19 protein-coding genes are annotated in these 15,431 nt (G+C 36.8%); 18 read left to right on the plus strand and 1 reads right to left on the minus strand.

The window, feature by feature from the left end:
- Nucleotides 1-62: 62 nt before the first annotated feature.
- The 14 genes from ACM46_RS14720 (at nt 63) to ACM46_RS14785 (ending at nt 11,813) form a co-directional block, all read left to right on the plus strand.
- Entirely contained in the window at nt 63-686 is a 624-nt protein-coding gene (locus ACM46_RS14720; RefSeq protein ID WP_241486022.1) for a hypothetical protein, read from the plus strand.
- 250 nt (nt 687-936) lie between these two features.
- Nucleotides 937-2,361, plus strand: a complete 1,425-nt coding sequence (locus tag ACM46_RS14725) for an anthranilate synthase component I family protein (protein ID WP_048507433.1) — start codon at nt 937-939, stop codon at nt 2,359-2,361.
- Between the two features lie 86 nt (nt 2,362-2,447).
- Nucleotides 2,448-3,056, plus strand: coding sequence for an anthranilate synthase component II (locus ACM46_RS14730; protein WP_048507434.1), 609 nt, complete (start codon nt 2,448-2,450; stop codon nt 3,054-3,056).
- Between the two features lies 1 nt (nt 3,057).
- On the plus strand, nt 3,058-3,540 hold the full coding sequence (locus ACM46_RS14735; RefSeq protein ID WP_048507435.1) for a hypothetical protein: 483 nt from the start codon (nt 3,058-3,060) through the stop codon (nt 3,538-3,540).
- A gap of 52 nt (nt 3,541-3,592) precedes the next feature.
- Entirely contained in the window at nt 3,593-4,582 is a 990-nt protein-coding gene (trpD, locus tag ACM46_RS14740) for an anthranilate phosphoribosyltransferase (RefSeq protein WP_048507489.1), read from the plus strand.
- Between the two features lie 107 nt (nt 4,583-4,689).
- Nucleotides 4,690-5,463: an indole-3-glycerol phosphate synthase TrpC gene (gene trpC / locus ACM46_RS14745; RefSeq protein ID WP_048507436.1), complete on the plus strand. Its 774-nt coding sequence runs from the start codon at nt 4,690-4,692 to the stop codon at nt 5,461-5,463.
- An 89-nt stretch (nt 5,464-5,552) separates the two neighbouring features.
- Nucleotides 5,553-6,245, plus strand: a complete 693-nt coding sequence (locus ACM46_RS14750) for a phosphoribosylanthranilate isomerase (RefSeq protein WP_241486023.1) — start codon at nt 5,553-5,555, stop codon at nt 6,243-6,245.
- Nucleotides 6,246-6,256: 11 nt separating this feature from the next.
- The gene (locus ACM46_RS14755) at nt 6,257-6,781 is read left to right on the plus strand and encodes a hypothetical protein (protein ID WP_048507437.1); all 525 of its coding nucleotides are present in this window, start codon (nt 6,257-6,259) and stop codon (nt 6,779-6,781) included.
- On the plus strand, nt 6,765-7,310 hold the full coding sequence (locus ACM46_RS14760; RefSeq protein WP_048507438.1) for a hypothetical protein: 546 nt from the start codon (nt 6,765-6,767) through the stop codon (nt 7,308-7,310). Before ACM46_RS14755 ends, ACM46_RS14760 begins: the two co-directional genes overlap by 17 nt.
- 4 nt (nt 7,311-7,314) lie before the next feature.
- Nucleotides 7,315-8,499 (plus strand): tryptophan synthase subunit beta, encoded by a 1,185-nt coding sequence (gene trpB, locus ACM46_RS14765; protein ID WP_048507439.1) that lies wholly within the window; start codon nt 7,315-7,317, stop codon nt 8,497-8,499.
- A gap of 79 nt (nt 8,500-8,578) precedes the next feature.
- Nucleotides 8,579-9,313 carry a tryptophan synthase subunit alpha gene (trpA, locus tag ACM46_RS14770; RefSeq protein ID WP_048507440.1) on the plus strand — a complete coding sequence of 245 codons (735 nt, stop codon included), beginning with the start codon at nt 8,579-8,581 and terminating at the stop codon, nt 9,311-9,313.
- A 78-nt stretch (nt 9,314-9,391) separates the two neighbouring features.
- On the plus strand, nt 9,392-10,138 hold the full coding sequence (gene lipB, locus ACM46_RS14775; RefSeq protein WP_048507441.1) for a lipoyl(octanoyl) transferase LipB: 747 nt from the start codon (nt 9,392-9,394) through the stop codon (nt 10,136-10,138).
- Between the two features lie 341 nt (nt 10,139-10,479).
- Nucleotides 10,480-11,436 carry a protein-glutamine glutaminase gene (locus ACM46_RS14780; RefSeq protein WP_131707600.1) on the plus strand — a complete coding sequence of 319 codons (957 nt, stop codon included), beginning with the start codon at nt 10,480-10,482 and terminating at the stop codon, nt 11,434-11,436.
- Between the two features lie 65 nt (nt 11,437-11,501).
- Nucleotides 11,502-11,813, plus strand: a complete 312-nt coding sequence (locus ACM46_RS14785) for a hypothetical protein (protein ID WP_131707601.1) — start codon at nt 11,502-11,504, stop codon at nt 11,811-11,813.
- A gap of 105 nt (nt 11,814-11,918) precedes the next feature.
- On the opposite strand, the gene ACM46_RS14790 is transcribed toward ACM46_RS14785, so the two are convergent.
- On the minus strand, nt 11,919-12,671 hold the full coding sequence (locus tag ACM46_RS14790) for an SDR family oxidoreductase (RefSeq protein WP_048507444.1): 753 nt from the start codon (nt 12,669-12,671) through the stop codon (nt 11,919-11,921).
- Nucleotides 12,672-12,971: 300 nt separating this feature from the next.
- Here ACM46_RS14790 and ACM46_RS14795 point away from each other — a divergent pair, with 300 nt between their 5' ends.
- The 4 genes from ACM46_RS14795 to ACM46_RS14810 all read left to right on the plus strand — a co-directional run bounded on the left by ACM46_RS14795 (nt 12,972) and on the right by ACM46_RS14810 (nt 15,422).
- The gene (locus ACM46_RS14795; RefSeq protein WP_048507445.1) at nt 12,972-13,604 is read left to right on the plus strand and encodes an NAD(P)H-dependent oxidoreductase; all 633 of its coding nucleotides are present in this window, start codon (nt 12,972-12,974) and stop codon (nt 13,602-13,604) included.
- Between the two features lie 32 nt (nt 13,605-13,636).
- Complete coding sequence (locus tag ACM46_RS14800; protein ID WP_048507446.1) at nt 13,637-14,071, plus strand: MarR family winged helix-turn-helix transcriptional regulator; 435 nt, start codon at nt 13,637-13,639, stop codon at nt 14,069-14,071.
- A complete protein-coding gene (locus tag ACM46_RS14805) occupies nt 14,072-14,494 on the plus strand; it encodes an organic hydroperoxide resistance protein (protein WP_048507447.1) in 423 nt (140 codons plus the stop codon). It abuts the gene before it with no gap.
- 190 nt (nt 14,495-14,684) lie between these two features.
- Nucleotides 14,685-15,422 carry a hypothetical protein gene (locus ACM46_RS14810; RefSeq protein ID WP_048507448.1) on the plus strand — a complete coding sequence of 246 codons (738 nt, stop codon included), beginning with the start codon at nt 14,685-14,687 and terminating at the stop codon, nt 15,420-15,422.
- The last annotated feature ends 9 nt before the right edge of the window (nt 15,423-15,431 follow it).

The raw sequence follows: 15,431 nt of genomic DNA on the forward strand, positions 1-15,431 counted from the left end.
TTTTCTAATTTTAATCAATAAATAAATGCATTCCCTTACTCATGATCTTTGTTTCTAAAATTTTGTTTTTCACGAGTCATCACGGTTTTTACACGGTGATTATACTTCTGCTGTTTTTCGGGCTACTTTCTTTTGTAACCAAAAAGGCTTGGTTTCTTGCTCCCATAATTCCTCTGGCGATTCTGAACGGTGTGGCCGGACAATATCTGAATGCCTGGTTTCTCAACAAATACGGCGTAGAAAGTACAGCAGTCATTACTTCAGATGTAGAGACCAATTCTACGCTGAATGACAGGTACATCCATGATTATGAAGCTATTGTAAAGAAGCAGGATGGAAAATATACCTCAACATTCTTTTCTACCACTTCGGCCTCTATCTACCCTATTGAAAATGCAATCCGGATTCCCGAAGCAGGACAACATTTTCCCGTAAAATATATTCCCGGATATGAAAAAAACATAGTGATTCTGTATTACCAGTCTGAAGAAGGAAGTACTATGCTGCAATATGAAAAAATGGCTCCCGTGACATCTGCCAAGATCAAATATGAAGCAGACAGAACAAATAAAGAATTTGTTGAAGAATATATTGATGCTTTGGAAAACTACGTAAAATACTACGACAATGAAGAATACAAAATAAAAATTGAAGAATTAAAACAGGAACTGAAACGGCTTCAATAAAGGTTTTCTATAATATGTTCTTTTATTTCCTGTCATTTTTTTGTTTTTATATTAAAAAAATTTCTACATTTGTCCCATGTTAAATATGAGCAACAATATTTGGTGGTGGCTTTCAAACTCTTCGTCGGGTCTGGAGGTATTGTCATGTTGCTAATAAGCAGAATAATTAAACTACACAATATATAGGCTTTGACGGATTCCGTTAAAGCCTTTTTTTTATTTAATCCTAAAACAAAAAAATACAAGCAAGATGTCTGTTCAAAAAATAAAAATAAAAACTGATTCTAAAAAAACACTGGGAGATCTTTACACTCCCATGAATATCTATCTTCAGATCAGAGACAGATTCAGAGATACTATCCTTCTGGAAAGTTCAGATTCTAAAAATATCGACAATAATTTTTCTTTTATTGCCGTGAATGCCGTAGCAGGAATTGAAGTGAAAAATCTTACAGAATTTGAAATGAAGCTTCCGGGAGCAGATCCTGTAAAACATTCCATCGGGGAACGCAATATTGCGGATTTATTTGATGAGTTTCAAAGTATTTTTGAATGTGAAACCACCCACGACCCGATTGAACAGACCGCTCAGAGCCTTTTTGGGTATACCAGCTTTGAAGCAGTTCAGTTTTTCGAAGACATCAACTTGAAACCACAGAGTCCGGAAGTGGAAATTCCTATTCTTCGCTACAGATTCTATCAGTATGTAATTGCCATCAACCATTACAACGATGAAATGCACATTATTGAAAACCAGATCCCTGGTATAAAATCTGAGCTTTATCTGCTTGAAAACCTGATTAAAAACCAAAACACTCCGGTTTATCCTTTCGAAAAAACGGGAGAAGAAACGTCTAACCTTACCGACGAAGAATATATTGAACTGGTAAAAACAGCACAAAAACACTGTATGAGAGGCGATGTTTTCCAGTTGGTACTTAGCAGAAGATTCCAGCAGAAATTCAAAGGAGATGAATTCAATGTATATCGTGCCCTCAGAAATATCAATCCTTCCCCTTATCTTTTCTTTTTTGATTACGGAAATTATAAATTATTCGGGTCCAGCCCGGAAAGCCAGCTGATCATTAAAGACCACAAAGCGGTTATTCATCCTATTGCAGGAACATTCAAAAGAACCGGACATCTGGAAACGGATCTTCAATCTATCGAAGCCTTGAAAAATGATCCGAAAGAAAACGCAGAACACACCATGCTGGTAGATTTAGCCAGAAATGATCTGGGGAAACTGGGTAAAAATGTAACCGTAACCAAGCTGAAAGAAATCCAGCTCTTCTCCCACGTCATTCATATGGTAAGTGAAGTTACCGCCGATCTTCCTGAAAACCTAAACCCTCTGGAAATGGTTTCGGCAACGTTTCCGCAGGGAACTTTAAGCGGTGCTCCCAAACACCGAGCCCTCCAGCTTATTGATCAGTATGAAAAAGATTCCCGCGGTTATTACGGCGGATGTATCGGAATGATCGGATTAAACGGAACCTGCAACCAGGCCATTATGATCCGTACTTTTTTAAGCAAAAACAACACCCTTTATTATCAGGCCGGAGCAGGATTGGTCGCGAAATCTGTTCCCGAAAACGAATTGCAGGAAGTGAATAATAAATTGAATGCTTTGAAAAAAGCGGTAGATAAAGCGGGGAAGATTGTAGCGAGTTAAGAGGTGTGGGCTCCGGGGTGCGAGGTTCGGGATTTGAAGCAAACCAGATACAAATAACTAATAATCAGTAATTAAAATTTAAAAAAATGAACAATAATATAAATCAACCAGCAACAAATACTCAGTCTAAAGTTCTGGTTTTTGACAACTACGACAGCTTTACTTATAATCTTGTCCAGATCATTGAAAAAATTCTGGATCAAAAAGTAGATGTGGTAAGAAATGATCAGATCACTTTGGAAGAGATTGGAAAATACGATAAAATCATTCTTTCTCCTGGCCCAGGAATTCCCGAAGAAGCGGGAATCTTGCTGGATCTGATCAGAGAATACGCCTCTACCAAAAGTATTCTGGGTGTATGTCTTGGGCAGCAGGCCATTGCGGAAGCTTTTGGAGGAAACCTGATCAATCTTTCTGAAATTTTCCATGGTGTGGCTACTTCCGCCGAGCTGGTGAAAGAAAATACCAAGATCTTTAAAAACCTGGCTTCAGGAATGGAAGTGGGAAGATATCACAGCTGGGCGGTTAACCCGGAAGGATTCCCGGAAGAACTGGAAATTACTGCCGTAGATAAAGACGGAATGATCATGGCTTTGCAGCATAAAACCTACGATGTGCATGGGGTTCAGTTTCACCCGGAAAGTATTTTAACTCCGGACGGAGAAGTTATTATCCGAAATTTTTTAATGAACTGAGATGACCGGAGAAGAGTTTGAAAAGTTTCTCGCCAGAAAAGAGATCTATGTTCAGAACAGCAGAACCCAAAGTTCTGATGAAGATGTTCTTCAGCTCTACTCTTACATTTTGGAACATGAAAACCGGGACAGTGACTGGTGGAGCGAATGTCATGGCACCGATGATGTTATCCGGATCATTCAAAATTCCGGAGAGGATATTTTTGAAAAAATCAAAGAAGATATTCCAAACTGGAGCGGTTTTCAGACAGAATTATTGGCCCTTTCCCTAATATCCAGTTATGAAGATGATTATAAAGTCAATGAGAGAATGAAGCTGTATTTAGAATTATTTGATATCCAAAAACACGACTGTGATCTCTATTTAATTTTTGATCAGTTACATATTAATTTAAAACTGGCAGACCGGGAAGTTTTGGAAAGACTGGCAAAAAAACTCAGTTTTAGTTCAGTTGAAGATTTAATGCAATTTGTTTACCCTTAAAATTATGAAACCTACAGACACCGATTACTTAACAACCATAAAAACTCCACAAATGAAAGAAATACTACAATACCTGTTCAATCATCATACGCTGTCTAAATCTGAGGCAAAAGCTACGATGATTGAAATTGCTCAGAATAAATTCAATTCTGCAGAAGTGACTGCCTTTATCAGTGTTTTTCTGATGCGGAATATTACTTTAAACGAATTGGAAGGTTTCAGAGAGGCTCTGCTTCAGATGGCAGTTCCTGTACAGCTTAATACCGGAGACACGATGGATATTGTGGGAACCGGAGGCGATGGAAAAAACACAATCAATATATCAACTCTGGCAAGTTTCATTGTTGCCGGAGCAGGACAAAAAGTGGCAAAACACGGAAATTACGGGGCTTCTGCTACCACTGGATCATCTAATGTAATGGAAGAATTGGGCTATCAGTTCAAGAATAATTCAGATCAGCTGAATGAAGAACTGGAAAAAGCCAATATATGTTTTCTGCATGCTCCGTATTTTCATCCTGCGCTTCAGTCTGTCGGTGCTTTAAGAAAAGCTCTAGGCATGCGTACATTCTTTAATCTTTTAGGTCCGCTGGTGAATCCGGCAAAACCTAAATACTCCGTAATCGGAGTTTATAACCTCGAAATTGCCCGAATTTACCAATATCTTCTTCAAAAAGAAAATCGTGAATTCATCCTTGTGCATGGCCTGGACGGATATGATGAAATAAGTCTTACCCAGGACAGCAAAATCATTACAAAAACAGGTGAAGAAATTTATTCGGCCGAAGATTTAGGATTCGATTCTGTACAACCGGCAAGTATCAGCGGAGGGGAAACTCCTCAGGAATCTGCCAAAATTTTCAGGAATATACTGGAAGGAAATGGTTCAATACAACAAAATTCTGTAGTGCTGGCCAATGCATCAACCGCCCTTTTCCACACTCAGAAATTCGGAACCTATGAAAATTGCCTGTTGATGGCCAAAGAAAGTCTCGAAAGCGGAAAAGCATTGAGAAGCCTTGAATTATTGGTGAATAATTAATAGACAACTCGTTAAAATTATTAGTTAGTTGATACAGAAAATCTCAAACTATTTTCCGCCACATCTAACCTCTAATTTCTAACCTCTAACTTCTAGTTTTAAAAAAAATGACAATATTAGATACCATTATCGCAAGGAAAAAAGAAGAAATTGCCGTTTCAAAGGCTGGAATTTCAATTGATCAATTAAAAAATTCTGAGTTTTTTGGAAGAAAAAGCTTTTCCCTGAAAGAATCCGTGAAAAATAAAAGCGGAATTATTGCTGAATTTAAAAGGAAATCTCCTTCAAAAGGAATTATTAATGATCAAGTTCAACCTTTGGACATCACTTCTGCCTACGAAAACTTCGGAGCATCCGGGATTTCAATTCTCACAGACCATGACTTTTTTGGAGGTAGCTTCGAAGATATTCTGCAGGTAAGAAACGCTATCGGCATACCTATTCTCAGAAAAGATTTTATGGTAGACGAATACCAGTTTTACGAGGCCAAAAGTATCGGAGCTGATGCTGTTTTACTCATCGCAGCCTGCCTTTCTCCCGATCAGGTTCAGGAATATACCGAGCTGGCTCATGAACTGGATCTTGAAGTTCTGTTGGAAATCCATACTGAAGAGGAACTGAAACATTTCCATTCCGGAATTGATCTCGTAGGTATTAACAACAGAAATTTAAAAGACTTCAAAGTAGATCTTCAACATTCTGTCCGGTTAAAAGATCTCCTTCCGAAAGAAGTAATGTCTGTTGCGGAAAGCGGCATTTATAGCCTGGAAGATTTTAAATATCTGAAAGAAAAAGGATTTGACGGCTTTCTCATGGGAGAATATTTTATGAAAAACGAAAATCCGGCAAAGGCGTTTGAGGAGTTTAATGCGGTGATATGATGATGTGACGATTTGGTGATGTGATGATGTGGTGATTTGATGATACGGTGATGAGTGAATGGAATGAATTAATTGAAAATAAAGACTTGATGGACTTGATAAATATGAAACCTGAAACCGACAATCTGCAACCCAAGCTTAAAGTCTGCGGTTTAACAAGATTGGACCAGATCCGGGAACTGATTTCCATGAAAACCGATTTTCTTGGTTTTATATTTTACCCAAAATCGCCGAGATATGTTCTGAATCATTTGAATACGGAAGATATTTCGAAGATAGAGCACCATGCAAAAACCGGAGTTTTTGTGAACGAAGAAGCAGATCAAATTACAGATATTGCTGAAAAAGCAGGATTAAACCTTATTCAGCTTCATGGTGATGAAAGTGAAGATTTTATTACTGAATTAAGACAGAAATTGAATCAGGAAGTTAAGATCATTAAAGTGATCAGAATCGGCAATAATGATCAGGAAACCAAAGAAAAATTACAACAAACGATCAATGCTCACCTTTCTATCGTTGATTATTTTCTCTTCGATACGGACGGAAAAGCATTCGGAGGAACCGGAAAACAATTCGACTGGACGCTTCTGGATACATTGAAAATTCCTCTTCCCTATTTTCTGAGTGGTGGAATCTCTGAAGAAAACGTCAAAAATATTGATCTTTTGAATCCAAAACCTTTCGCCCTGGATATCAACTCAAAATTCGAATTTGAACCGGGAAATAAAAACATTGAAAAAATAAAAAATTATATCGAAGTTGCCCACAAAGCACTCTGAACACACACACAATGATGAACATACATTTGTTAAAAAAAACATTTTATAAAACCTTATTTCCGCCAAAATTCGGAAATGGAAAAATCCAGTCTCTGTATAATTTTGTTTCCCAAAATGACAGTGATGCAGAAAACTGGAGTATAGACGGACAGCTTCAGGAATTCATCGGAATTATTAAAAGCTTTGATGAAAATGATATTCAGTATTTCTTTGAAAGAATTAATTTATGGAACAGTTATTATCTTGTGATTATTTCCGACAAGTTTTTGGACAGCCATGTTAAAACCAATGTAAAATATGATCTGGGCAGGATTTATGCTAAAATTTTTCTGCTGTATGAAGATTCGGATCCTTATTTTTTAATTGACAATCTGGAAATAGCTGTTACGATGTATGATTCAAAAATAGATACGGCCACATTAATTGACTTGACCAGCAAAATTGAATTATTGCATCATAAAAAGCTGATCACGAGACAGCAACGTAATTACAACATACAATTTATCAATAATTTAACTGATGAATTACAAAATTAAAAGACCGGAGGAATTAACAGATTTTGAAATCACCCATATTCTTCATCTTTGGGAAGTTCCGGAGTGGAGTGAAATGACACCTTCCGATTTCCGCAATACCTTTAAGAATTCCGAGTTTCATGGTTTATTTGGTGCTGAAGATGAAATTCTTTCTGTTATGCGGCTTAATTTCGACTTTGTTCTCGAAATTTCGGGAAAACAATTCCATTTTGCTGAGGCAGTGGGTTTGGTTTCCGCTCAGGAGAAAAAAGGATACGGATCACAGCTGGTAAAAGGTTTTAAAGAAAATATGATCCAAAGAGATATAGAGGCTATAGGTTTCTGTTTTGCAGATCTGCGTCCGTTTTACCGTCAATGCGATATTGACATTTTAGAATACAAAGCTAAATTTATTAAAGAAAAGAATAACAATGAATGGATCAGTTCCGAAGACGATGATGTACTAATTTTCAATGCTTACGGAGAAACCATAAAGCTGTTCACCAGCCTTAGCCCGGAAAAAAATGCTTATTTAATGATTAAAGAATAATACAATGAATTATAAAAACCCTAATGAACACGGATATTATGGTGAATTTGGAGGAGCTTTTATCCCTGAAATGCTTTATCCGAATGTGGAAGAACTGCAAAAAAACTACCTTGAAATTATAGAATCTGAAGAGTTTCAGAACGAGTATCAGGATTTGCTTAAAAACTATGTAGGACGGGCCACACCACTCTATTTTGCCAAAAATCTAAGTGAAAAATATAAAACTCAGATTTATCTAAAAAGAGAAGATCTCAACCATACCGGAGCTCACAAAATCAACAATGCTTTGGGACAGGTTCTTCTGGCTAAACGTCTTGGAAAAACAAGAATTATTGCAGAAACCGGGGCCGGACAGCATGGAGTGGCTACTGCAACGGCATGTGCCTTATTAGGCCTGGAATGTATTGTGTACATGGGAGAAATTGATATCCAGAGACAGGCTCCGAATGTAGCAAGAATGAAAATGCTGGGAGCGGAAGTGGTTCCCGCCACCTCAGGTTCCAAAACATTAAAAGATGCCGTGAATGAAGCGCTTAGAGACTGGATCAATAATCCTGTAACAACGCATTATGTCATTGGAAGTGTGGTTGGGCCGCATCCTTTTCCGGATCTGGTAGCTAGATTTCAAAGCATTATTTCAAAAGAGATCAGAGAACAGCTTAAAGAAAAAATCGGGAGAGAAAATCCGGATTACGTCATTGCCTGTGTGGGTGGAGGAAGTAATGCTGCAGGAACGTTTTACCATTTTGTAGAAGAAAAGGAGGTGAAAATCATTGCCGCAGAAGCAGGAGGATTAGGTGTTGATTCTGGAAAATCGGCTGCTACTACTTTCCTCGGGACATTAGGGATTCTTCACGGAAGCAAAAGCCTTGTGATGCAGACTGAAGACGGGCAGGTCATTGAGCCTCATTCTATTTCCGCAGGACTGGATTATCCGGGAATCGGACCGTTTCATGCTCATTTATTCAAAGAAAAAAGGGCGGAGTTTTTCAGTATCAATGATGAAGAAGCTTTAAAATCTGCTTTTGAATTAACTAAACTCGAAGGAATTATTCCGGCGCTGGAAAGTTCTCACGCACTGGCTGTTTTGGATAAAAAGAAATTCGGTGAAAATGATGTCGTGGTGATCTGCCTGAGCGGACGCGGTGATAAGGATATGGAAACGTATTTAAGAGAAATAGGAAGCTAGAAATTAAAATCAGTCTTTTGACTTCAATTTATAGCCCCTTTCTAACTTCTAATCTCTAACTTCTAACCTCTATTATAAAATGAAAAAACTAAATATATACTTCACAGCAGGAATTCCGCAACTGGAAGATACCGCTGATATTATACAACTGATTCAGAACGCAGGTGCCGATATGATGGAAATCGGAATGCCTTATTCAGATCCTGTGGCAGACGGTCCTGTAATTCAGCAGGCCCATGAGCTGGCTTTAAAAAACGGAATGACTATTGAAAAGCTGTTCTCCCAGCTGAAAACAGTAAAGAATGAAATACAGATTCCCATTATTCTGATGGGTTACATCAATCCTGTTTTGAGCTTCGGATTTGAGAAGTTCTGTATGGAATGCTCGGAAAGTGGTATTTCAGGGCTTATCATTCCTGATCTGCCTCCTATTGAGTTTGAAAACAATTATCAGCAGATCTTAAAAAAATACAACCTTAATTTTACGTTTCTGGTCACTCCCGAAACTTCCGATGAAAGAATTTTATATTTAGATTCTTTGAGCTCAGGATTTTTGTATGCGGTAAGTTCCTCATCAACCACCGGAAATGACAATGCTGTTCTGAAAAATGAAAACTATCTGTCCAGACTGGCTTCTCTTCCGATTAAGAATCCTGTGATGATTGGTTTTGGAATCAAATCTAAAGAAGACTTTGACAATGTGACGGAAAAAGCAGACGGCGGCATCATAGGAACAGCCTTCGTTCATACGCTTCTTCATCATAAAGACTGGAAGAATGCTGCCATAGATTTTATCCATTCTGTAAAAGGTTAAAATTCACTAAATTTGTATGTCCGAAAACGGGAGGAAATTGCAACTCCACATTCCCGTTAAGAAAACAGACATCAGCATATGAATACAAATCAGAATAAGTCAGTAGAATTTGAAGATCTGGGAATAAAAGAATATCAGCCTGCCTGGGATTATCAGGAAAGTCTGATGAAAAATATCATTGATACTAAAATAAAAAACCGTGATTTACCCGCGGAACAGCATATAACTACACCCAACCATTTTTTATTGGTAGAGCATCCTCACGTTTATACCTTAGGAAAAAGCGGTCACGAAGAGAATATGCTTGCCGGGATCGACAAACTGAAAGAGATTGATGCCACTTTTGTAAAAGTAAACCGTGGCGGAGACATTACTTATCACGGATACGGGCAGATAGTAGGTTATCCGGTACTGGATCTTGAGAACTTTTTCACCGATATTCATTTGTATATGAGAAATCTGGAAGAAGTAATCATCAGGACTATTGGTGAATACGGCCTTAAAGGGGAACGTTCCAAAGGAGAAACCGGAGTCTGGCTGGATGTAGGAAAACCTTATGCACGAAAAATCTGTGCGATGGGCGTAAAAGCTTCACGATGGGTAACACTCCATGGATTTGCTTTGAATGTAAACACCGACATGCGTTATTTTGAATACATTATCCCATGCGGAATCAAAGACAAACAGGTAACCTCATTAAAAAGAGAACTGGAAAGACAACTGACTTCTGAACAAATGGAAGAACTGAAAGCCAAAATCAGAAAACATTTCATTGATGTTTTTGAAGCTGAACTTATTTATAAGTCATCAACTAAGCCTGTTTAAATATTCTATTTTTTAGAGTTGAAAACAGCTCATTATTAAAAAATACACCTTCAATAAACGAATCCTGACAGATTATCTGTCAGGATTTTTCTTTGGTTCATATTTCAGTTTCATTAGTAAATTAACATTAAAAGCATGAAAACAATGCGTAAAACACAGCTTTAATCCTTACAATTGTTAAAATAAATATTTTTTAATAGAAAATAATTGGCAGTAATTTTATTTTTTTTTACATTTAATCTCACATTAAAGTGAACTATTATTACACCAATCACACACTTAAAAACAACACACACTTAACAATAATACATTTTATTACTAACCATCAAATTATGAGAATTATGAAAAATTTTTTGCTATCAATGATGGCGTTTGTGGCAGCAATGTCATTCAATGCCTGTACAGAATCTGCCGCAGAACAACAGCAACTGAGTCAGAACGAAACCAGCAGCAAAGCTTTTACAGAACTGGGAAAAACAGTTCCGGTAGGGATAGAAGATGAAAATGGTACTCTGAAAGTCTCTTTCATGGTTACCGCTCAATTCTACACCATCACCCCTACCAAAGACAATGAAAAGTACATCAGCCTGATCCGCGAAGCTGTACAAAACGAAACCCCTATCCAGGTATTCATTAAGCCGAATACCCATGAAATTGCAAAAGTAGAAAAAGGCAGCGAGGAAGATGTACGCTATTTCAAATCTGTTTTCACTAAAGAAAATAAAGAGGTAGCCAGCAAATTAACCACTGTTCTTCCTAATGTAGCTACACTGAACAGTATGTTTAATCTGATCAAAAACCAGGCTTGTGGTACTACGACAGCATCTTCTCCGTGTATTACGTTCAGATATCCGGTAGACGGATGCTATGCAAGAGCTCACAAAATGAGACAAATTCTGATCAACAACGGATATGACTGTGAGAAACAGTTTGTATACGGAAACCTTAAAGCATCTACAGGTACGTGCTGCGTAGCATGGAGCTACCATGTTGCTATTTTGGTAAGTTATAAAAATGCTTCCGGAGTTACTGAAAAAAGAATCATAGATCCTTCCCTGTTCCCAAGCGGACCTGTTACCGATACAGCGTGGAGAAATGCCTGCATCAATACAACCTGTGGATCTGCTTCGGTAAGTTCATACGCCAATACAGCCGGAAATGTATACTACAGAAGCCCAAGTGCATCTTATCTGTATGATAATAATCTGGTAAATACCAATTGTGTTCTTACCAAATTCTCATCTCTTTCAGGATGTTCTCCTTCACCGGCTCCAAGTGTGGCAAGCTGCGGATTCTAAATAACTGAAACATTTCCTGTAATTCTCACCACGAACTACAGGAATTGTTTCCTAAATATTTTTCTATGAAAATCTGGACTTTTCTATTATTAGTACTATTTATGACTACATCCTGTTCCGGAAACTCAGGACCACAAAACCTGACCTGGTATAATAATTCCGTCATTACGGACGTTTACGACGATCCTGAAAAACCAGCAGAATTTACCCGTATATCCATTGGGATAAGTCCGCAGATTTTTTATCTGTCTAAAAAAGGAAAGGACTATAAAGCACTTCTGGAAAAAGCAACCATGAGCCATAAAAAAGCAAAAGCTTATCATATTGGTATTGAAAATAATACGAATATCATCAAACAAATCAATGAAATTCCCTGATACAATTGTTCTTTTGTCTGCATACTACATGCACATCAAAACGATAAAAAGCAGTGATTTCATATAAAACTTCCCCATTATTCAGATATAATGGGGAAATTTTATTTATCTGATCACAGAAATTCCTGCATCTACTTTCAGCTCTGCTCCGTGAATATAGGAAGCCTCTTCTGAAGCCAGAAACAGTACTGCGCTGGCAATCTCCTCCGGTTCACCCTGTCTTTTAAAAGGAATGGTAGGAATGATATGCTGAACTGCACTTTCAATCTGCTTTGCATTCAGGCCTGTATTTTTAAAAATATTGGTTTTAATATGTCCGGGACTGATGCCGTTTACCCGTATTCCGCGTTCTGTAAGTTCTACAGCAAAAGTCTTTATAAATGACTGGACCGCAGATTTTGCAGCGGAATAAACTGAGAAATCGGGCATGGCTATTTCTGTGGCTACGGAAGTATTAAAAACAACTGAACTTCCCTTTTTCATTAACGGAAGCATCTGCTGAACCGTAAAAAACGGACCTTTTACAAGCATATTGAAAAGCTCGTTGAAATAATTCTCATCCACATTTTCAACCGGAGAAAATTTTCCATACCCTGCATTGGGAAATACGAAGTCAATAACTTCCGTATATTTTTCTACTTCCTGCTTTAGTTTCAAAAGGTCTGTCATATTTCCCGCATCAGAAACAAAACCGAAAGCATTTTCACCCAGTTCTTTTAAAGCGTTCTGTACTGTTTCTTCACTTCGGCCGGTAATGATAATATTCCCGCCTTCTTTTATAAATTGTTTCGCAGTGGCCAATCCCATGCCATTGGTGCCGCCCGTAATCAGACCTGTTTTGTTTTTAAATCTCTGCATTGTTTTTCTGTTTTAAAGTTCTGCTGCAAAGTTTCAAATAAATGATTTCTTAAAAAATCCGATTCCTGCGGTAAATGTGGCTCGCAATGGCGAAAAGGTGAAAAGGCAAAGAAAGCGAAGATGGCTAAGATGGTGAAGGAGCGAATTTTTGAATTAGTTTATTTTTCTAAAATCGTTATAAATTAAATCTATTAAAATTAAATTGTACACAATGTAAATTAATCTACCTTTGTTAAAGAAATTCATCAGGTGATTTTTTAAAGGATGATTTCATAGAACAAATAATTAAAAATAATAGAAATGTCATTAATAGAAGACTTACAATGGAGACATGCCGTAAAAGCATATGATCCTTCAAAAAAAATATCAGAAAAAGATCTTAATACTATTCTGGAAGCTGCGAGATTGGCTCCAACCTCATCCGGACTTCAGCCTTTCCGTATTATAGTGGTGGAAAATCAGGAATTAAAAGAAAAAATGACTGCCGGAGCTTTAAACCCTGAAGTGATGAGAGATTCTTCTCACGTTCTTGTATTTGCAGCCTGGGACAGCTATTCCAATGAAAAAATTGACCAGGTATATGATTATCACACCGATGTAAGGGATTTGCCGAGAGGACGTTTTGGAAGCTATACAGATAAAATCAAAGAGATGTATAATGCACAGACTCCTGAGGAACATTTCGCCCATACGGCCCGCCAAACTTATATTGCTTTGGGATTTGCCCTTGCACAGGCTGCAGAGTTAAAAATAGACAGCACTCCTGCGGAAGGTTTCAGCAATAAAGTAGTAGACGAAATTTTAGGATTGGAAAAATTAGGATTAAAAAGTGTCAGCCTTCTGTATCTTGGGTACAGGGATGAGGAAAAAGACTGGCTGTCGACAATGAAAAAAGTGAGAGTTCCTATGGAGGAATTCATCATCAAAAAATAATCAATTCATACTTCTCTTTCATACTCAGCATTATGGAAAATTCAAAACAGTTACAATTAGAAAACCAGATCTGCTTTCCGCTTTATGTGATTGCAAAGGAGATCACAGGTCTTTACCGGCCATTTTTAGATGAGATTGATATTACGTATCCTCAGTATCTTGTGATGATGGTATTGTGGGAAAATGATGGTCTTGCCGTCAGTCATATTGGTGAAAAGCTGTTTCTGGATAGCGGTACATTAACTCCTCTTCTGAAAAGACTGGAAAGCAAAGGAATCATCAACCGAAAAAGAAAAAAAGAGGATGAAAGAGTGGTTGAAGTATTTTTAACAGAAGCAGGAAAACAACTGCAACAGAAAGCCTGTGAAATTCCGGGGAAAATACAGAATAAGATCGGTGTAGAAACCGAAGATCTTCTTCAACTTAAAGAAACTATCCAAAAAATATTAAGCAAAATAGAAAAATAAATGAAAACATTATACACAACAAAAGTAACAGCACAAGGCGGAAGAAACGGCCATGTACAAAGTGAAAACGGAGTTCTGAATCTTGAAGTAAGAATGCCTAAAGCTTTAGGTGGCGGCAATGATGATTTTGCCAACCCTGAAATGCTTTTTGCGGCAGGATATTCAGCATGTTTTGACAGTGCACTTAACAGAGTGATCAGTTTATCTAAAACCCAAACTGGAGAAACAACCGTTACGGCTCAGATAAGCATCGGACAGATTGAAAACGGAGGTTTCGGTTTGGCTGCAGAGCTGGATGTAAATATTCCCGGAGTTTCGATTGAGGAAGCACAGGCTTTGACGGAAAAGGCACATCAGATTTGTCCTTACTCTAATGCGACGAGAAATAATATGGAGGTGAAATTTTCTGTTACGAATAACTAGATTTAATTGATTTAATGATAAAGCAAATCTGTTTCTTTTTGAAGCAGATTTTTTTTTGTTAAATAGGTTCTATCCTTATATACCCGATATTTTAAAGATTGTTTTCAAGTTAAAATTATTAATTTTATGGAAGTATAATTTGGACTGATACAACCATTTGAGATGTTGTCTATTCCATCATAAAATTACAATGATTAAATACTTATTTTTTATTCTGAGCTTTATTTTTGAAATGGGAAACTCACAAATTCTTAAACCTTTTGATAATGAAAAATGCCAATACTTTTCATATAAAATTAAAGGAAATGAAGCCGTAAAATTTGAATTTCTCAGTGAAGAAGACTACAATAATCTAAAATCAAAAAAAATAAAATTAAATCCAATCTTCAACTTAGAAAACCAAAATTTATTATCTGAATTTAAAACGAAGTTTCCAAAAGTTTTTCAAGATTCTTGTGCAACATTCTCTTTTTATGAAAACAACAAATTAAGAAAATCAAAATCCTGTAACATAAAATTTCTTCTTGTTGACAAAAAATCTGATTACTATATTTTTAAAATGGCTGGATTTGAAATATCAGGATTTTTATTATTTAATGAAAAAACTAAAATTTCGCAAGTCACGGATGGTTTCCCTCAAATTTTAGAAAATGGAAAATATATTGCCAGTTTTGATAACGGATTAAATTCAACTACAATAAACTTTTATAAAAAAAGCGAGAAAAATTTTAATGAATATGAATTGAATATAACACCAAGATTTAGGATTGATGAATATAATCTTTACAAAAATCCCTATGGAAATTTTGATGTATTTATTGCCGTATCTTCAAAAAGTCTTAAGTTGATTGAAGAGGGAAAGAATGGAAAAAAATATGAGTTGGATGAAAATAATGGTTGCAATTTAAAACTAAAAATAAGCTACTAAAAGATATTT

It is taken from the genome of Chryseobacterium angstadtii (assembly GCF_001045465.1).
GTDB lineage: Bacteria > Bacteroidota > Bacteroidia > Flavobacteriales > Weeksellaceae > Chryseobacterium > Chryseobacterium angstadtii.